Source organism: Pseudomonas macauensis (assembly GCF_047902425.1).
GTDB lineage: Bacteria > Pseudomonadota > Gammaproteobacteria > Pseudomonadales > Pseudomonadaceae > Pseudomonas.
On the sequence record NZ_CP138377.1, the window covers coordinates 2,448,724 to 2,466,146 of the forward strand.

Sequence of the window (17,423 nt, forward strand, 5' to 3'; positions counted from 1 at the left end):
ATAGCAGGCGCCCTGGCGCCTGCCGAACGAAAGCCGAGCCCATGACCGACAGCGCCACCCAGCCGACCCCCGCCGACACCGCGCGCCGGGGGCGCAAGAATAACCCGGAGAAGACCCGCGAAGACATCCTCCAGGCGGCCATCGTCGAGTTCGTCCAGCAGGGCCTTTCCGGCGCGCGGGTCGACGCCATCGCCGAGCGGATGAACACCTCCAAGCGGATGATCTACTACTACTTCGGCAGCAAGGAGCAGCTCTACCAGGCGGTGCTGGAGAAGCTCTACGGCGACATCCGCGGCACCGAGCAGACCTTGCACCTGGCCGAGCTGGAACCGCTGGAGGCCATGCGCCGGCTGGTGGACTTCACCTTCGACCACCACGACCGCAACGTCGACTTCGTGCGCATCGTCTGCATCGAGAACATCCACTACGGCCAGTTCGCCTCGGGCTCGGAAACCATCCGTTCGATGAGCAGCAACATCCTGCGCACCATCGAGGACATCCTCCGTCGCGGCGCTGCCAGCGGCGTTATCCGCGAGGGGCTGCAGGCCATCGACGTGCATATGCTGATCAGCTCGTTCTGCTTCTATCGGGTGTCCAACCGGCACACCGTCGGTTCGTTGTTCCAGATCGAGCTGGAAGATGCGGCGGTGAAGGCGCGGCACAAGGAAATGATCATCGAGGCGGTGTTGCGGTACGTGCGGCCGTAGGCCGGATCGGGGATTGTTCTCGGACCAGGATTTGCGCCGGCCCTGCCGGCGGATCGCGGATAAGATCCGCTCCTACGAGAGTGCGCACCGATGGCAACTGTAGGAGCAACTGTCTCCTTCCTGGGAGTCCGTGCCTGCGCATTCCCCTCACCCCAGCCCTCTCCCTCAGGGAGAGGGGGCAGTCCGACCCGGCTGACGCGAAGGTTTCATCCTGCACCGAACGGTCCCCTCTCCCCCTGGGAGAGGGTTAGGGTGAGGGCCGACCCAAGCGCAGATGTACCTCATAGGAGCGGACCTTGTCCGCGAAATCCTTCAGCGCACATCGATGTTCCTGGCGAATACCAGGGTAGGATGGCGTGGAGCGAAGCGATACCCATCGCAGGGTATCGCCCCCTGACGCCAGTTACATCGCGCTGAAATGCGCCAACATCCGCTGGGCATCTGCCGCGACGCCACTGAACAGCTCGAACGCCTTCACCGCCTGGAACACTGCCATGTTGCCGCCATCCAGCGTGCGGCAGCCGAGGCTGCGGGCGTGTTTCAGCAGTTCGGTTTCCAGCGGGAAATAGATGATCTCCGCCACCCACAGGTGCGGGTGCAGCAGCTCCAGCGGCAGCGGCGCGCCGGGCAGCTTGGCCATGCCCACCGGGGTGGTGTTGACCAGCCCGTCGGCCTCGGCAACTGCGCCGGCAAGATCATGACCGACGCGGGCACGCTGGCCGCCGAAGTGCGCGTTGAGGTTGTCCACCAGTGCCTGGGAGCGGGCCGGGTCCACTTCGAAGATCGTCAGCTGCCGCACGCCTTCGCTGAGCAGCGCGTGGGCCACCGCAGCGCCCGCGCCGCCGGCACCCAGCTGCACCACGCGCTCGCGTGGCGCATCGCTGAGGTTGCGCCGGAAGCCTTCGGCGAAGCCCAGACAGTCGGTGTTGTGGCCGATGCGCTTGCCGTCGCGCAGGACCACGGTATTCACCGCGCCGATGCCGCGCGCCTCGTCAGACAGCTCATCGAGCAGCGGAATGACCGCCTGCTTGCAGGGGAAGGTGATGTTCAGCCCGGTGTAGCCCATGCGCTCGGCGGCGGCCAGCAGGTCGGGCAGGGCGCCGGCATCGACGCCCAGCATGTCCAGGTCGATCAGCCGGTACAGGTAACGCAGGCCCTGGGCGTCGCCTTCGCGTTCGTGCATGGCCGGGGTGCGCGAAGCCTGGATGCCGGCGCCGATCAGGCCGGCCAGTACGGTGCGTTGTTCGTTCATGGCGCTCACCCTTTCAGCAGTTTGGAGAAGTGCCGGATGCCGGCGCGATAACCGTCGCTGCCCAGGCCGGCGATGACGCCGACGGCGATGCCGGAGACGAAGGAGTGCTGCCGGAATTCCTCGCGCGCGTGCACGTTTGACAGGTGCACCTCGATGACCGGCAGCTCCACGGCGGCCAGCGCGTCGCGGATGGCCACCGAGGTGTGGGTCCAGGCCGCCGGGTTGATCAGGATGCCCGCGCAGCGACCGCGTGCCTGGTGAATCCAGTCGATCAACTGGCCTTCGTGGTTGGTCTGGCGGAAGTCGATCTCCAGGCCGTGCTCGGCGCCGGTGCGCTCGCAGATCGCGGCGATGTCGTCGAGGGCCTCGTGGCCGTAGGTGGCCGGCTCGCGGGTGCCGAGCAGGTTGAGGTTGGGGCCGTTGAGCACGAGGAGGGTGTGAGGCATGAGGGTGAGGAGCTCCGTTGTTATATGGCCGCGATAAAAAAGCCTGTGGGAGCAAAATGTACCAAATGGTTAATTTGGTCAATGGAGGCGTGCGTAGATCGGGTGTGGGGGATTTCGTTGCTTAAAGACTCGATTTGGCTGCTAAGTTCGGTGATTGTTTGGGAATGTCGACGTGGGCATCGGGTGCGACGGATCAGGTTTTGTGCGGTTATCGGCTATTCGCGTACAAGGTCCGCTCCTACGAGATCAAAGCCCCTCACCCTAACCCTCTCCCGCAAGCGGGAGAGGGAACCGTTCGGTGCAGGATGAAACTACGGCGTCAGCCGGAACAATCTGCCCCCTCTCCCTCTGGGAGAGGGCTGGGGTGAGGGGGAAACACAGGCACAGACTTTCAGGAAAAAGACAGTTGCTCCTACAGGTGGCCTGGAGCGCTCTCGTAGGACCTTGTCCGCGAATGGCGGGCATGGCCCGCCCTGACGCTGCATGAGCACCAAAAAACCACCAGGCAAAAAAAGACCCGCCAATCGGCGGGTCAAGCGAGGGGGAAGTCGGATCAGATGTGCAGGGCGTGCCCCAGCGCGCGCAGCGCCGCTTCCTGCACGGCCTCGCCCAGGGTCGGGTGGGCGTGGATGGTGCCGGCGATGTCTTCCAGGCAGGCGCCCATTTCCAGGGACTGCACGAAGGCCGTGGACAACTCGGAGACTGCCTTGCCTACCGCCTGCCAGCCGAGGATCAGGTGGTTGTCCTTGCGGGCCACCACGCGGACGAAGCCGTCGTTGGACTCGAGGGTCATGGCGCGGCCATTGGCGGCGAACGGGAAGTTCGCTGTCAGCACTTCATGGCCCGCGGCTTTCGCCTGGTCGGGCGAAAGGCCGACCACCACCACTTCCGGATCGGTGAAGCACACCGCCGGGATCGCCGTGGGGGTGAAGGCGCGGCGCCTGCCGCCGATGATCTCGGCGACCATCTCGCCCTGGGCCATGGCGCGGTGGGCCAGCATGGGCTCGCCGGCGATGTCGCCGATGGCCCAGACATTGCGCATGGAGGTGCGGCACTGCTCGTCGATCTTCACGGCGCGACCGTTCATGTCCAGGCTCAGGCTCTCCAGGTTCCAGCCCGTGGCATTGGGGTGGCGGCCGACGGCGACCAGCACCTGGTCGGTCTCGATCACCCGTTGCGAGCCGGCGCCATCCTGCACACGCAGGCCTTTGCCGTCCGGCTCCAGGCCCATGACGCTGTGGCCCAGGTACAACTCGATGCCCAGCTTGCGCAGCGAATTCGCCACGGGTTTGGTCAGCTCCTCGTCATAGGTTGGGAGAATGCGCGGCTGCGCTTCCACCACCGTCACCTCGACGCCCAGCTTGCGGTAGGCGATGCCCAGTTCCAGGCCGATGTAGCCGCCGCCGACCACCGCCAGGCGCTTGGGCAGCACCTTGGGCGCCAGGGCCTCGGTAGAGGAGATCACATTGCCGCCCACCGGCAGGAAGGGCAGCTCCACGGATTTCGAACCGGCCGCCAGCAGAAGGTGTTCGGTGTGGATGTGCTGGGTGCCGCCTTCGGCCAGATCCACTTCCACGGTCTTGCCATCGACAATCTTCGCCCAGCCGTTCACCACGGTGACGCCATGCTTCTTCAGCAGTGCGGCGACGCCGGTGGTGAGGCGGTCGACGATGCCGTCTTTCCACTCCACGGTGCGCTGGATGTCGATGCTCGGCGCCTGCACGCTGATGCCCAGCGGTGAGGTACCGGCGAACTCGCGGGCCTTGAGGTATTCCTCGGCGGCGTGGATCAGCGCCTTGGAGGGGATGCAGCCGATGTTCAGGCAGGTGCCGCCGAGGGAGGCGCCTTCCACCAGCACGGTACGGATGCCCAGCTGGCCGGCGCGGATCGCCGCAACGTAGCCGCCGGGGCCGCCGCCGATCACCAGCAGGGTGGTTTCGAGAGTCTGGTTCTGTTTCACGAGTCGGCTCTCCCTCAGTCGATGAACAGGGTGGCGGGATGTTCGAGCAGGGCGCGCACGGCCTGGATGAAGGCCGCCGCATCCATGCCGTCGACCACCCGGTGATCGAAGGACGAGGACAGGTTCATCATCTTGCGCACCACGATCTGGCCGTTGATCACCATCGGCCGCTCGACCATGCGGTTGACGCCGACGATGGCCACTTCCGGATGGTTGATCACCGGCGTGCTGACGATGCCGCCGAGCGCGCCGAGGCTGCTCAGGGTGATGGTCGAGCCGGAGAGTTCCTCGCGGCTGGCCTTGCCGTGGCGCGCAGCCTCGGCCAGGCGCGCCACTTCCGCGGCGTTGCCCCACAGGTCGCGGGACTCGGCGTTGCGCAGCACCGGCACCATCAGGCCGTTGTCGCTCTGGGTGGCGACGCCCAGGTGCACCGCGCCGTAGCGGGTGATCACGTCGGCCTCGTCGTCATAGCGTGCGTTGAGCTGTGGGAAGTCGCGCAGGGCGACGACCATGGCGCGGGCGATGAAGGGCAGCAGGGTGAGCTTACCGCGTGCCGCGCTGTGCTTGGCGTTGAGGTGGACGCGCAGGGCTTCCAGATCGGTAACGTCGATTTCCTCGACATAGCTGAAGTGCGGGATGCGCCGCTTGGCCTCGGCCATCTTCTTCGCAATCATGCGGCGCAGGCCGATCACCGGGATCTGGTGCTCGTCGTGGCGCGCGGCATAACCGGAGGCGATGGTCGCTCCGCCATGTTCCAGGTAGTGTTCAAGGTCTTCGTGGAGGATGCGTCCGGCCGGGCCGCTGCCCTGCACGAACTGCAGTTCCACGCCCAGGTCGCGGGCGCGCTGGCGCACGGCCGGTGAGGCCAGCGGCTTCTCGCCCGGTGCGCGGCGCGGGGCCGGTGTCGGGGCAGGGCGGGCGGCCGGGGCGACCGGCTTGTTCTCGGCGCGCGGTGCCGGCTTGGGCGCTTCGGCCGCCGGTGCGGGCTTGGCTTCCGGTTTAGCCGGCGCCTCTTCATGAGCCTTGGGTTGCGCGGCTTCCTTGAGGTTGCCCTGGCCTTCCACTTCCAGGCGGATCAGCTCGCCGCCCACGGCCATCACCTGGCCCGGCACACCGCCGAGGGCGAGGATCTTTCCGGCCACGGGCGAGGGAATCTCCACCGTGGCCTTGTCGGTCATGACCTCGGCCAGCAGCTGGTCCTCATGGACCTCGTCGCCCACCTGGACGTGCCACTCCACCAGCTCGACTTCGGCGATGCCTTCGCCGATGTCCGGCATCTTGATGATGTGAGTGCCCATTCAGACCTCCATGGCGCGTTTGAAGGCCGCGCCGACGCGGGCGGGGCCGGGGAAGTAATCCCATTCCTGGGCGTGCGGGTAGGGCGTGTCCCAACCGGTGACGCGGGCAATCGGCGCTTCGAGGTGGTGGAAGCAGTGCTCCTGTACCAGCGACATCAGCTCGGCGCCGTAGCCGCAGGTGCGGGTGGCCTCATGGACGATGACGCAGCGGCCGGTCTTCTTCACCGACTCGACGATGGTGTCCAGGTCCAGCGGCCAGAGGCTGCGCAGGTCGATGATCTCGGCATCGATACCGGTCTCCTCGGCGGCGGTCTGGGCGACGTAGACGGTGGTGCCGTAGGTCAGCACGGTGAGCTCGGAACCGGGGCGGGCGATGGCGGCCTTATCCAGCGGCACGCTGTAGTAACCTTCCGGCACCTGGCTGGCCGGATGCTTGGACCAGGGCGTCACCGGGCGGTCGTGGTGGCCGTCGAACGGGCCGTTATACAGGCGCTTGGGTTCGAGGAAGATCACCGGGTCGTCGTTCTCGATGCAGGCGATCAAGAGGCCCTTGGCGTCGTACGGGTTGGACGGCATGACGGTGCGCAGGCCGCAGACCTGGGTGAACATTGCCTCGGGGCTCTGGCTGTGGGTCTGGCCGCCGTAGATGCCGCCGCCGCAGGGCATGCGCACCACCATGGGCACGGTGAAGTCGTTCACCGAGCGGTAGCGGATACGCGCGGCTTCCGAGACCAACTGGTCGGTGGCCGGGTAGACGTAGTCGGCGAACTGGATTTCCACCACCGGGCGCAGGCCATAGGCGCCCATGCCGACGGCGGCGCCGATGATGCCGCTCTCGGAGATCGGCGCGTCGAACACCCGCGAGGTGCCGTACTTCTTCTGCAGGCCTTCGGTGCAGCGGAACACGCCGCCGAAGTAGCCTACGTCCTGGCCGAATACCACGACGTTGTCGTCGCGTTCGAGCATCACGTCCATGGCCGAGCGCAGGGCCTGGATCATGGTCATGCTGGTGACCGCCTGGGCGTTCTCGTGTTGCTGGTTCACGGCATTCATACCCCGAGCTCCTGGCGCTGCCGGCGCAGGTGTTCCGGCAGGTCCTTGTAGACGTCATCGAACAGGTTGGCGGCGCTGAACACGTGGCCATCCACCAGCGAGCCGTGGCGTTCGGCCTCTTTCTGCGCGGCGATCACTTCGGCTTCCAGCTCCTTCTGCAGCGCTTCCTGCTGCTCGTCGGACCAGATGCCGAGCGCGATCAGGTGCTGCTTCAGGCGGGCGATCGGGTCGCCCAGGGGGAAGTTGGTCCAGTCGTCGGCGGGGCGGTACTTGGACGGGTCATCCGAGGTGGAGTGCGGGCCCGCACGGTAGGTGACCCACTCGATGAGGCTCGGCCCATGGCCGCGGCGGGCGCGCTCGGCGGCCCATTGCGAGGCGGCGTAGACGGCGAGGAAGTCGTTGCCGTCGACCCGCAGCGAGGCGATGCCGCAACCCACGCCACGGTTGGCGAAGGTGGTGCCTTCACCGCCGGCGATGGCCTGGAAGGTGGAGATCGCCCACTGGTTGTTGACCACGTTGAGGATCACCGGCGCGCGGTAGACGTGGGCGAAGGTGAGGGCGGTGTGGAAGTCGGATTCGGCAGTGGCGCCGTCGCCGATCCAGGCGGACGAGATCTTGGTGTCGCCCTTGATCGCCGAGGCCATGCCCCAGCCGACGGCCTGGATGAACTGGGTGGCGAGGTTGCCGGAAATCGAGAAGAAACCCTTCTCGCGGCTGGAGTACATGATCGGCAGCTGACGGCCCTTGAGCGGGTCCTGCTCGTTGGAGAGCAGCTGGCAGATCATGTCCTTGAGCGGGTAGTCGCGGGTGATCAGGATGCCTTGCTGACGGTAGGTGGGGAAGGTCATGTCGCCGTCGCGCAGGGCCATGGTGTGGGCGGTGGCGATGGCCTCTTCACCCAGGCACTGCATGTAGAAGGACATCTTCTTCTGGCGCTGGGCGGTGAGCATGCGCGCGTCGAAGATGCGCGTCTTGAGCATCAGGCGCATGCCGCGCAGCAGTTGCTCGTGGCTCAGGTCCGGGGCCCAGGGGCCGAGGGCGTTGCCCTGGTCGTCGAGCACGCGCACCAGGCTGAAGGCCAGGTCGGTGGTCTGGGCCGGTTCGACGTCGATGGCGGGCTTGCGCACCTCGCCGGCGGGCGAGAGGTGCAGGTAGGAGAAGTCGGTCTTGCAGCCCGGGCGTCCGGTGGGTTCGGGGACGTGCAGGCGGAGCGGAGCGTAGTCGGTCATGGCGGGTCTCCAGTTGTGATCGTGGGTGTGGATCAGCGAACGGAAGAGGCCATGCCTGGCGGGCGCACCCGGCCGGGTAGGGCTACGGTGCGGGTGTCGCGCAGGGTCGCGCGGCGGGTGGTGACATCACTCATGGTGAGGTCCTCGGTTGTTGTAGTTGTGGTTTCAGTATAGGTGTGACCGATTGGTTTTTTGCTCCAAATTGACTAGATCCGAGCTTAGCGATTAGTGTGTTTGAACTATAAAAACAACCACTTGTAGTACTGAGAGAAAATGGCTGATCTCGACCGCACCGACCTGAAAATCCTCCGCGCCCTGGCCGACGATGGCCGTCTTTCCTGGCGCGACCTCGCGCAGAAGATCGGCCTGTCGCTGACCCCGACCCTGCGCCGGGTGCGCCGCCTGGAGGAGGAGCACTACATCCAGGGCTACTTCGCCCGGCTCGACGAGGAACGCCTGTCCGGCGGCATGAGCGTGTTCGTTTCGGTGTCCCTGGAAAAACAGACCGGCGACTACCTCGCGCGGTTCGAGGAACGTATCGTCCAGGCGCCGCAGGTGATGAGCTGCTTCCAGATGACCGGGGATGCGGATTACGTGCTGCGGGTGGTGGTGAAGGACCTGTCGGCGTACCAGCTGTTCCTGACCAATACGCTGACGCAGATTCCAGGGGTGGCGGGGATCAAGTCGGCGTTCGCATTGAAATCGGTGATGCTGCGGTCGGCGCCGCCGATCTAGCCGGGAATCCATGGCGCGGCATCGATTCCTTCGCGGATAAGATCCGCTCCTACGAGAGCGGGCGCCGATCCTGACCGCAGGAGCGGACCATGTCCGCGAAATCCTCAAGTCCGCAGCGGGGGGATCGGTTCGCGAGCAAGCTCGCTCCTGCAAAAACAGGTTCAGGCATCGCGCCGAAACTGCTCCCGATACTGCGTCGGCGTCACTCCCAACCGCTGCACGAACACCCGCCGCATCCGTGCCGCGCTGCCGAAGCCGCAGCGCCAGGCGATCACTTTCAGCGCCAGGTCGCCGCCCTCCAGCAATCCACGCGCCGCATCGATGCGGGCGCGCTGGACGAACTCCGCCGGCGTCACCCCGGCCTCACGAACGAAAACGCGGGCAAAGCTGCGCGGACTCATGGCTACCTCAGCAGCCAGTTCTGGCACGCCCAGCGGCTGGTCGAGGTTTTCCTGTACGTGGCGCTGGATGCGCGCCACGGGCGACGCTTCATCTGCCGGCGCCTGCAGGAAGGGGCTGAACTGTGACTGCCCGCCCTGGCGCTGCGCCACCACCAGCAGGCGTTTGGCGACGGCCAGGGCAACCGCCGCGCCGTGGTCTTCGGCGACCAGGGCCAGCGCCAGGTCGATGCCGGCCGTAACACCCGCCGACGTCACCAGCGCGCCATCGCGTACATGGATGCGATCGGGCTCCACCCGCGCCTGTGGGAACAACTCCGCCAGGCGCCGCGCGTCGCTCCAGTGGGTGGTGACGCGCTTGCCATCCAGCAGCCCGGCGTGGCCGAGGAGAAAGGCGCCGGTACAGATCGAACCGTAGCGCGGCGCCTGGGCACAGGCCGCGTGCAGCCAGTCGATCAGTTCGGCGCTGGGCATTTCCTCCGGCAGCTTCGGTCCGCCGGGCACCAGCAGGATGTCGGCAGTGGCAAAGCCCGGTTCGAGGTTGAAGTCGGCGCCCAGCAGTTGCCCATTGGATGCGCGCAAGGGCAGGGGCGGCGCGGCAAGGGTGACGACCCGGTAACCCTGCCCAGGCGGCACGAAGGCGTTGGCCTCGGCGAACACATCCAGCGGCCCGGAAACGTCCAGCGCCTGCACGCCGGGGAACAGCAGCATGGCCACGCGTTTCATGACGACTCCCGATCCGATCGATGGCGTTCATTCTTGCGGCGGATCGGTCTGGCTGTAAACGCATCAGGAGTGCGAATACTGCCAATCAGGCGACAACCAGGGTCACAATCGCACGTGCAGCATCCTTACAAGGCATTATTGTTGCGCGATCTGCATGAATTCTTTGCCGAAGTCGCACTGTGTCCAGAACGGCGGCTCGACTAGATTTAATGGCTGTGGGCCACGATCAACGCGACCCGCGTGATACTCGAGGTTCCCGCCATGAAATCCACTCTTTTCCTTCTGTTCTCCGTCCCGGCCGTGCTTCTTTCCGTCCCTGCTTTCGCCGCCGACGCCCCTGTCTATCAATACGGCATGCCGCTGGACGTGGCGAAGGTGTTGCGCATCGAGCAGCCCAACGAACGCTGCGAAGTCAGCCTGGCCACCATGACCTACCTGGACTCCCAGGGGCAGGTCCATACCCTGCGCTACCTGCGCCAGACCGAGCGGTGCAGCGACGCCTGAGTCGATTCCGGACGTTCGCGCAGAGGGTGAACGGCTTGGCGAAGTCCGCTGAACGGTAGGAACTCAAGTCAGGGTTTCGTCAGATTTGGTGCGAAAAAGCTGCATCGTGCCCCGAAAATCCGCACAATGCACATTTGAGCTATCTTGAAACGCCGTTACACCCACCGGAAGTGTGCATTGTGAACAGTTCACAATGTTCCACATGCTCAAAATTTCCGCGTCGTTCCTGATTGGCTTTTCCGGCCCGCTATTTGCGTAGGGCCGGGAGACATTCACCAATCCTCGCGGAGACACCTGATGAGTTCCCCCAGTGAGTTCCCCCTGAGCGCGACGCCCAGGGAAGGGCGCAAAGGCCTGCTGCCCATCGCCATGGTCCTGTTCAGCTTCACCTTCTTCACCGGGACCATGTTCGCCGGCGGCAAGATCGGCATGGCCTTCGACTTCGTCGACATGCTCTGGGTCGCCTTCATCGGCAACGTGCTGCTGGCCATCTATGCCGCCGCCCTGGGCCTGATCGCCTCACGCAGCGGCCTGAATACCGTGCTGATGGGACGCTTCTGCTTCGGCGAGCGCGGCAGCAAGCTGTCCGACTTCCTCCTCGGCTTCGCGGAACTGGGCTGGTACGCCTGGGGCACCGCCACCGTGGCCATCGTGCTGGTGAAGATGCTGGCCCTGCCGGCATGGCTGAACATCCCGCTGATGGTGGTGTTCGGCCTGCTGTTCTCGGTCACCGCGATCATCGGCTTCAAGGGCCTGGACATCATGTCCCGCGTGTCGGTGCCGCTGATGTTCATCCTGCTGGTGGCATCGATGGTCATCGCCACCAACCATGCTGGCGGCTGGAGCGGGCTGCTGGCGAAGGAGCCGAGCCAGACGCTGACCTTCTCCGCCGCCGTGACCATGGTCTTCGGCACCTTCGCCAGCGGCGCGACCCAGGCCACCAACTGGACGCGCATGGCCCGCAGCGGGCGCATCGCGGTGATCGCCAGCGTGGTCGCCTTCCTCATCGGCAACGGCCTGATGATCGTCGCCGGCGCCTGGTGCGCCATCGTCTACCAGAACGCCGACATCGTTGAAGTGATGGTGCTGCAGGGCCTGTCCTTCGCCGCGGTGATCATGCTCTGCCTGAACCTGTGGACCATCCAGGGCCCGACCATCTACAACGTCTCCGCCGCCGCCTGCCACCTGGTGCGTAGTGAGCGCCGCCGCAGCATGACGCTGCTGGCTGCCGGCGTGGGCATCATCCTCGCCATTGGCGGCATGTACGAATGGCTGATCCCGTTCCTGGTGCTGCTGGGCTCGATCATTCCGCCGCTGGGTGGCGTGATCATGGCCGACTTCTGGTACCGCAACCGCGGCGAATATCCGGCGCTGGTGGGCACGCACATTCCGGCGTTCAACCTTTCCGGCCTGGTCTCCTACGCGGTCGGCGCGGGCCTGGCCTACGCCTCGCCGTGGATCGCGCCGCTGGTGGGCATCGCCGCCTCGGCGGTCTGCTACATCGTCCTCACCGAAGTCACCCGCGCCCGCGCGCCGCTGAGCGAGCCGCGCGCTTGAGCCTGAGCGTCGAGGAAATCCTCCGCCTGCCGGGGCTGGAAAGCCTCGCGCTGCGGGCCGGCTCGCGCAATCTGCATCGCAGCGTGCGCTGGTCCTACGTGGCGGAGAACGTCGGCATTGCCGACTGGGTGATGGGGGGCGAGCTGGTGTTCGTCACTGGCATCAACCACAGCCGTGACGAGGCCAACCTGCTGCAGCTGGTGCGCGAAGGCGTCGCCAGCGGCATCGCCGGCATCGTCATCCTCACCGGCGACGAGTTCATCCAGCGCATCCCCGATTCCGTGGTTCATTTAGCCGAAGTGGAGGGCCTGCCGCTGATTGAGCAGCCCTATGCGCTGAAGATGGTCATCGTCACCCACCTGATCGGCACGGCACTGGTGCAGATGACCCAGGTGAAGACCTCGCGCCGCGACATCCTTGGCCAGTTGCTCAGTGGTGATTTCCCGAGCCTGGAGATCGTCCGCCGCCGCGCGCAACACCTGGAGTTGCCGCTGGAAACTCCGCGCCGCCTGGTGGCGCTGCGACTGTCCGGCATCGACACGCTGTTCCAGCAACAGGAGCCGGAAGAGGCCGAGCGCGCGTTGCAACTCACCCGCCAGCGCCTGCTCGACCATCTGGAGAACTGGCAACAGGCGCGCCCCGAGCGCCTGCCGGTGGTGATCCAGGGCGACCTGTTCGTTCTCCTGCTGGCTGACGTGGAGCGCGCCGAGCTGCACACCCTGGCCGCCGAACTGCAGCAGGAACTGGCGCCGTTGCGTGCCTACCTCGGGCTGTCCGCCCGCGCCGATTCCTGCGCGGAATTCCCCCGTGCGTTGCTCGAAGCGCGCCAGGCGCTGGACGTTGCCGAAGGCATGCAGGCGTCCAGCGGATTCTGCGACTACCGTGAGCTGGGCGTGCTGCGCCTGCTGCGGGCGATTCCCGATCGGGCGGTGGTCGAGCAGTTCATGAAAGACACCCTCGGCCCGCTCTCGGAGCCGGGCCGCAAACAGCCGCACCTGCTGATCGAGACGCTCGACGCGCTCGTCCAGGAGAACGGCAACGCGCTCAAGGCGGCACAGCGCCTGGGCATCCATCGCAACACCCTGAACCAGCGGATCACGCGCATCGAGGCCCTGAGCGGCCAGTCCCTGGACGACGCGCAATTCCGCCTGAATACCTCCGTGGCGCTGCTCATCTGGCGCATGTCCAGCGCGCCGCGCCACGAATAGCCTGAAGAGGAACAAGAGCCCATGAAGATCATCAACGCCTCGCTGCGCAAGCAGACCGGCCTGTTCACCATCCGCTGCGAAGGCGACGTCATCGCCGAAGTCATCCAGCAAGCCGGCACCCTGGCCGCCAGCGGCGACGACATCGACGCCCGTGGCAACCTGGCCATCGCCCCGCTGGTGGAGCCGCACATCCACCTCGACGCCACCCTGACCGCCGGCGAGCCGGAGTGGAACATGAGCGGCACGCTGTTCGAGGGCATCGAGCGCTGGGCTCAGCGCAAGGAAACCATTACGCACGAGGACACCAAGTCCCGCGCTCACACCACCATCCGCATGCTGGCCGCCCATGGCATTCAGCACGTGCGCACCCACGTCGACGTGACCGATCCGACCCTGGCCGCGCTCAAGGCGATGCTGGAAGTGAAGGAAGAGGCCAAGCACCTGGTCGACCTGCAGATCGTCGCCTTCCCGCAGGAGGGCATCGAGTCCTACGAGGGCGGTCGCGAGCTGATGGAAGAGGCGATCCGCCTGGGCGCGGATGTGGTCGGCGGCATCCCGCACTTCGAGAACACCCGCGAGCAGGGCGTCAGCTCGATCAAGTTCCTGATGGACCTGGCCGAGCGCACCGGCTGCCTGGTGGACGTGCACTGCGACGAGACCGACGACCCGAACTCGCGCTTCCTCGAAGTGCTCGCCGAAGAGGCCCGCGTGCGCGGCATGGGCGGCCGCGTCACGGCCAGTCACACCACGGCCATGGGTTCCTACGACAACGCTTACTGCTCCAAGCTGTTCCGCCTGCTCAAGCGCTCGGGCATCAACTTCGTTTCCTGCCCGACCGAGAGCATCCACCTGCAGGGTCGCTTCGACACCTTCCCGAAACGCCGTGGCGTGACCCGCGTGGCCGAGATCGACCGTGCCGGCATGAACGTCTGCTTCGGCCAGGACTCGATCAAGGACCCGTGGTACCCGCTGGGCAACGGCAACATCCTGCGCGTGCTGGATGCCGGCCTGCACATCTGCCACATGATGGGCTTCGAAGACCTGCAGCGCGCGCTGGACCTGGTCACCGACAACAGCGCCCGCGCGCTGAACCTGGGCGCGCGCTACGGCATCGCCGCCGGCCGTCCGGCCAACCTGCTGGTGCTCGGCGTGGACAGCGATTACGAGGCGGTGCGCCAGCAGACCAAGGCGCTGTACTCGATCCGCAATGGCCGCGTGCTGATGAAGCGCGAGCCGGAGCAGGTGGAACTGGTCGAAGGCTGACGGGCGTTTCACGGGGGCTGCAGCAGATTGCCTTCAACCCGGCTGCTGCAGCCCTGCGGCGTTCATTGCCATGCGCTGGCGACTGGCGAGCACTACACCGGAGCGATCTTTCGCGCCCTGACCCAAGGCTGCGATCCCCTCAGCAGCGACCTTCTTCCAGGCCCTTGAGGGTCTTGCGGCAGTGCACCAGCGCGTCGCGCACCATGAAGTTCACCAGCGTCGGGGAAACCCCCAGTTCCTCGGCGATCTCCTTCTGCGTGCGACCGTGCAGGCGGTACATCTCGAAGGCATAGCGCGTGCGCTCGGGCAACGCGAGCAGGGCGTTGGAAATGGCTTCGAGCGTCTGCCGACCCTCATGCTCGGTCTCCGGCGAGGCAGCCGGCGTCGCGACGTGCATGCCTTCCTCCTCGTTCCCCGAATAGCGCTTCTCCAGCGCCTGGCGCCGGTAGAGATCGATGGCCAGGTTGCGTACCACGCGCATCAGGTAGCCGCTCTGCGACTGGATGCCGGAGGTCAGGTCGGTGGCGTTGAGCTTGATGTACGCATCGTGGACCACGTCTTCGGCATGGCTGCGGCAGCCGAGGATGCGTGCGGCCGCATTGATGAAGGTCTGCCGGTGGGTGGCGAACAGCTCATGGAGAGCGGGGCGCGACTCGGCGGGCATTGGCTTGGACATGCAAGGTGTTCCTATGCGGCGGCGGAGGCGGGGACGTCCACATGGGTTGAGGCGGTCAATCTAGATCAAATGATAATTATTATCAATTAATTCGAGAGACTTCGGCAATCGCTCTGGAATAGGGTTCCCACAGTGGTTCGAAGATTTTTCATTCGTATCCTTCCTTGAAAGTTCTTCCCGGGTGCCCAGCACAGATCAGGCACTTTCGCCGGCGCATATCCTGTGAGAATTAATCGCATATGCGATAGCTAACTATTTCCCTGCCTCCTTCGTCTTCATGGCAGAGCCGGAAAACATCGGTAATGGCCGGTGGCCGGCATCCCATATGGCTGAAGGAGAAGAGCGATGGCGTTCGATCGCGAAGATGCGGTTTACAAGGTGCTGGTCAACGGTGAAGAGCAGTACTCGCTGTGGCCGGGCTACAAGGAAGTCCCCGCCGGCTGGCGCGAAGCCGGCAAGCAGGGGAGCAAGGCCGACTGCCTGGCTTTCGTCGAGGCCAACTGGACCGACATGCGTCCGCTCAGCCTGCGGCAGAAGATGGCCGAGGGGCAGTAACCCATGCTGCGCCTGTTCTGCCTGCCGTACTCCGGCGCCAGCGCCATGCTCTACGCCCGCTGGAAGCGCCAGTTGCCGGCCTGGATCGAGGTCTGCCCGGTGGAGTTGCCCGGTCGTGGCCGACGCTTTGCCGAAAACCTGCAGACCGACCTGCGCGCGTTGGCCGGCCAGTTGGCCGACGAAATCGCCGCGCGCCTGGACCAGCCCTACGCGCTGTTCGGCCACAGCCTTGGTGGCCTGCTGGCCTTCGAACTGGCCCATGCCCTGCGGGAGCGCGGCCTGCCGATGCCCCAGGCGCTCTTAGCCTCGGCGGCCTCCGCGCCGTCGCGCCGCGACAGCCATCGCGAGCTGGCGCAGGAGCAGAGCGACGAACAGCTGATCGAGCGCATGCGCCGCCTGGGCGGCACCGCCGAGGCGGTCTTCGCCGATGTGGAGATGCTCGCCCTGAGCCTGCCGGTGATGCGCGCCGACTTCCTTCTCTGCGGTCTCTACGACTACCGCCGCCGCCCGCCGCTGTCCTGTCCGATCCACGTGTTCGGCGGCAAGGCCGACCGGCTTTCGGTGGAGTCGTTGTCCGCCTGGCAGGACGAGACCTGCGCTGGCTTCTCCCTGGAGATGCTCGACGGCGGCCACTTCTTCCTCAATTCCAGCGAGGCGCGCCTGCTCGAACTGCTGCGTGCCCGCCTGCAGCAGCCGGGCCAGGCGACCAGCGCGGCGCTGGCCTGAGCGATCTTGCGGAGAACCCCGATGTCCAGTTCCACCCTGTTCGACGTTGCTCCTTTGGCCCAGGCCCGTGGCGGCCTGCCGCTGCTGGTACAGGCTCGCGGCGACGGCATCGACCTGCTCGACGCCCTGGCCGACCTGCGCCCGCTGGTGGCTGAACGCCTGCCGGTTTGCGCCGGCATCCTCTTCCGTGGCTTCCAGGTCGGCGCGCCGGAGCGCTTTCGCGAGTTTGCCGCCGGCTTCGGTCATCCGCTGCTCAACTACGAGTTCGGTTCGACGCCGCGCAGCAACGTCACCAGCGGCGTGTACACCTCCACCGAGTACCCGCCGCACCAGCACATCCCGCTGCACAACGAGCAGGCCTACACCCGCGAATGGCCGATGAAGATCTGGTTCTACTGCGTGCAGGCGGCGCAGAGCGGCGGCGAGACGCCCATCGCCGACAGCCGCGAGATCTACCTCCGGGTGGACGAGGGCATCCGCCGCCGCTTCAGCGAACGCGGGCTGATGTACACGCGCAACTTCGGCAACGGCCTGGACGTGGCCTGGGAGCAGGTGTTCAACAGCGATGACCCGGCGGTGGTCGAGGCCTACTGCAAGGCCCACCGGATCGGCTGGGAGTGGAAGGAAGACGGCGAACTGCGCACCCGCCAGGTCTGCCAGGCGGTGGCCCGCCACCCGCGCACCCGCGACTGGGTGTGGTTCAACCAGGCGCACCTGTTCCACGTCTCCAACCTGCCGCCGGACGTGCGCGAGAGCCTGCTGGAAATCGTCGACGAGGAAGATCTGCCGCGCAACGTCTACTACGGCGACGGCAGCCCCATCGAACCCTCGGTGCTCGACGAAATCCGCGGCGTGCTGGAGGAGGCGAAGGTGAGCTTCCCCTGGTACAGCGGCGACGTCCTGATGCTCGACAACATGCTCGCCGCCCACGCGCGCTCGCCGTTCAGCGGGCCGCGAAAAGTCGTGGTCGCGATGGCTGAGGGGCATGGGGCTGACGCCGAGCGTTGAAGTCCGCACGGATAACTCCCTCTCCCAGACGGAGAGGGGACTGATCGGCGCGCGCGACCTGCCTCGGCGCCCCGAAACCAACGAATTTCCTTCCGGCGGGCCCCACGCGCCCGCCGCCAGAA

General features: G+C 66.0%; 17 protein-coding genes. 9 read left to right on the forward strand and 8 right to left on the reverse strand.

Going from position 1 to position 17,423, the window contains the following annotated elements; all coding sequences use genetic code 11:
- Positions 1–41 precede the first annotated feature (41 nt).
- Complete coding sequence (locus tag SD196_RS11635) at positions 42–707, forward strand: TetR/AcrR family transcriptional regulator (RefSeq protein WP_275607491.1); 666 nt, start codon at positions 42–44, stop codon at positions 705–707.
- A gap of 403 nt (positions 708–1,110) precedes the next feature.
- Here SD196_RS11635 and SD196_RS11640 read toward each other — a convergent pair whose 3' ends face one another.
- The 6 genes from SD196_RS11640 to SD196_RS11665 form a co-directional block, all read right to left on the reverse strand.
- The gene (locus tag SD196_RS11640; RefSeq protein WP_416311488.1) at positions 1,111–1,959 is read right to left on the reverse strand and encodes a shikimate dehydrogenase; all 849 of its coding nucleotides are present in this window, start codon (positions 1,957–1,959) and stop codon (positions 1,111–1,113) included.
- Between the two features lie 5 nt (positions 1,960–1,964).
- Positions 1,965–2,405 (reverse strand): type II 3-dehydroquinate dehydratase, encoded by a 441-nt coding sequence (gene aroQ / locus SD196_RS11645; RefSeq protein ID WP_275607489.1) that lies wholly within the window; start codon positions 2,403–2,405, stop codon positions 1,965–1,967.
- Positions 2,406–2,958: 553 nt separating this feature from the next.
- The gene (lpdA, locus tag SD196_RS11650) at positions 2,959–4,365 is read right to left on the reverse strand and encodes a dihydrolipoyl dehydrogenase (protein ID WP_275607488.1); all 1,407 of its coding nucleotides are present in this window, start codon (positions 4,363–4,365) and stop codon (positions 2,959–2,961) included.
- Between the two features lie 14 nt (positions 4,366–4,379).
- Positions 4,380–5,663 (reverse strand): dihydrolipoamide acetyltransferase family protein, encoded by a 1,284-nt coding sequence (locus SD196_RS11655; protein WP_416311489.1) that lies wholly within the window; start codon positions 5,661–5,663, stop codon positions 4,380–4,382.
- Positions 5,664–6,716 carry an alpha-ketoacid dehydrogenase subunit beta gene (locus SD196_RS11660; protein WP_275607486.1) on the reverse strand — a complete coding sequence of 351 codons (1,053 nt, stop codon included), beginning with the start codon at positions 6,714–6,716 and terminating at the stop codon, positions 5,664–5,666.
- On the reverse strand, positions 6,713–7,945 hold the full coding sequence (locus tag SD196_RS11665) for a 3-methyl-2-oxobutanoate dehydrogenase (2-methylpropanoyl-transferring) subunit alpha (protein WP_275607485.1): 1,233 nt from the start codon (positions 7,943–7,945) through the stop codon (positions 6,713–6,715). Before SD196_RS11665 ends, SD196_RS11660 begins: the two co-directional genes overlap by 4 nt.
- A gap of 273 nt (positions 7,946–8,218) precedes the next feature.
- Here SD196_RS11665 and SD196_RS11670 point away from each other — a divergent pair, with 273 nt between their 5' ends.
- Positions 8,219–8,680 (forward strand): Lrp/AsnC family transcriptional regulator, encoded by a 462-nt coding sequence (locus SD196_RS11670; protein ID WP_152222911.1) that lies wholly within the window; start codon positions 8,219–8,221, stop codon positions 8,678–8,680.
- 161 nt (positions 8,681–8,841) lie between these two features.
- On the opposite strand, the gene SD196_RS11675 is transcribed toward SD196_RS11670, so the two are convergent.
- Entirely contained in the window at positions 8,842–9,804 is a 963-nt protein-coding gene (locus SD196_RS11675) for a GlxA family transcriptional regulator (protein ID WP_275607484.1), read from the reverse strand.
- Between the two features lie 261 nt (positions 9,805–10,065).
- Between SD196_RS11675 and SD196_RS11680 the strand changes: the two genes are divergently transcribed.
- The 4 genes from SD196_RS11680 (at position 10,066) to codA (ending at position 14,336) form a co-directional block, all read left to right on the forward strand.
- Positions 10,066–10,308, forward strand: coding sequence for a DUF2790 domain-containing protein (locus SD196_RS11680; RefSeq protein ID WP_275607483.1), 243 nt, complete (start codon positions 10,066–10,068; stop codon positions 10,306–10,308).
- A gap of 297 nt (positions 10,309–10,605) precedes the next feature.
- The gene (gene codB / locus SD196_RS11685; protein ID WP_416311490.1) at positions 10,606–11,865 is read left to right on the forward strand and encodes a cytosine permease; all 1,260 of its coding nucleotides are present in this window, start codon (positions 10,606–10,608) and stop codon (positions 11,863–11,865) included.
- Positions 11,862–13,073 (forward strand): PucR family transcriptional regulator, encoded by a 1,212-nt coding sequence (locus SD196_RS11690; protein ID WP_416311491.1) that lies wholly within the window; start codon positions 11,862–11,864, stop codon positions 13,071–13,073. Before codB ends, SD196_RS11690 begins: the two co-directional genes overlap by 4 nt.
- Before the next feature lie 21 nt (positions 13,074–13,094).
- On the forward strand, positions 13,095–14,336 hold the full coding sequence (codA, locus tag SD196_RS11695; protein ID WP_275607480.1) for a cytosine deaminase: 1,242 nt from the start codon (positions 13,095–13,097) through the stop codon (positions 14,334–14,336).
- A 139-nt stretch (positions 14,337–14,475) separates the two neighbouring features.
- On the opposite strand, the gene SD196_RS11700 is transcribed toward codA, so the two are convergent.
- Positions 14,476–15,012, reverse strand: coding sequence for an RNA polymerase factor sigma-70 (locus tag SD196_RS11700; RefSeq protein WP_275607479.1), 537 nt, complete (start codon positions 15,010–15,012; stop codon positions 14,476–14,478).
- Positions 15,013–15,357: 345 nt separating this feature from the next.
- On the opposite strand from SD196_RS11700, the gene SD196_RS11705 reads away from it, so the two are divergent.
- Genes SD196_RS11705 through SD196_RS11715 form a run of 3 tightly spaced genes read left to right on the forward strand, consistent with a single transcriptional unit; the run spans position 15,358 to position 17,301 of the window.
- Positions 15,358–15,567 carry an MbtH family protein gene (locus tag SD196_RS11705; RefSeq protein WP_416311492.1) on the forward strand — a complete coding sequence of 70 codons (210 nt, stop codon included), beginning with the start codon at positions 15,358–15,360 and terminating at the stop codon, positions 15,565–15,567.
- A 3-nt stretch (positions 15,568–15,570) separates the two neighbouring features.
- Positions 15,571–16,293, forward strand: coding sequence for a thioesterase II family protein (locus SD196_RS11710; RefSeq protein WP_275607477.1), 723 nt, complete (start codon positions 15,571–15,573; stop codon positions 16,291–16,293).
- 21 nt (positions 16,294–16,314) lie between these two features.
- Complete coding sequence (locus SD196_RS11715) at positions 16,315–17,301, forward strand: TauD/TfdA family dioxygenase (RefSeq protein WP_275607476.1); 987 nt, start codon at positions 16,315–16,317, stop codon at positions 17,299–17,301.
- Positions 17,302–17,423: the final 122 nt, after the last annotated feature.

Coding starts and splice junctions, on each gene's coding strand:
- SD196_RS11635 (WP_275607491.1), top strand. CDS start 42: ATGACCGACAGCGCCACCCAGCCGACCCCCGCCGACACCGCGCGCCGG.
- SD196_RS11640 (WP_416311488.1), bottom strand. CDS start 1,959: ATGAACGAACAACGCACCGTACTGGCCGGCCTGATCGGCGCCGGCATC.
- aroQ (WP_275607489.1), bottom strand. CDS start 2,405: ATGCCTCACACCCTCCTCGTGCTCAACGGCCCCAACCTCAACCTGCTC.
- SD196_RS11655 (WP_416311489.1), bottom strand. CDS start 5,663: ATGGGCACTCACATCATCAAGATGCCGGACATCGGCGAAGGCATCGCC.
- SD196_RS11660 (WP_275607486.1), bottom strand. CDS start 6,716: ATGAATGCCGTGAACCAGCAACACGAGAACGCCCAGGCGGTCACCAGC.
- SD196_RS11665 (WP_275607485.1), bottom strand. CDS start 7,945: ATGACCGACTACGCTCCGCTCCGCCTGCACGTCCCCGAACCCACCGGA.
- SD196_RS11670 (WP_152222911.1), top strand. CDS start 8,219: ATGGCTGATCTCGACCGCACCGACCTGAAAATCCTCCGCGCCCTGGCC.
- SD196_RS11675 (WP_275607484.1), bottom strand. CDS start 9,804: ATGAAACGCGTGGCCATGCTGCTGTTCCCCGGCGTGCAGGCGCTGGAC.
- SD196_RS11680 (WP_275607483.1), top strand. CDS start 10,066: ATGAAATCCACTCTTTTCCTTCTGTTCTCCGTCCCGGCCGTGCTTCTT.
- codB (WP_416311490.1), top strand. CDS start 10,606: ATGAGTTCCCCCAGTGAGTTCCCCCTGAGCGCGACGCCCAGGGAAGGG.
- codA (WP_275607480.1), top strand. CDS start 13,095: ATGAAGATCATCAACGCCTCGCTGCGCAAGCAGACCGGCCTGTTCACC.
- SD196_RS11700 (WP_275607479.1), bottom strand. CDS start 15,012: ATGTCCAAGCCAATGCCCGCCGAGTCGCGCCCCGCTCTCCATGAGCTG.
- SD196_RS11705 (WP_416311492.1), top strand. CDS start 15,358: ATGGCGTTCGATCGCGAAGATGCGGTTTACAAGGTGCTGGTCAACGGT.
- SD196_RS11710 (WP_275607477.1), top strand. CDS start 15,571: ATGCTGCGCCTGTTCTGCCTGCCGTACTCCGGCGCCAGCGCCATGCTC.
- SD196_RS11715 (WP_275607476.1), top strand. CDS start 16,315: ATGTCCAGTTCCACCCTGTTCGACGTTGCTCCTTTGGCCCAGGCCCGT.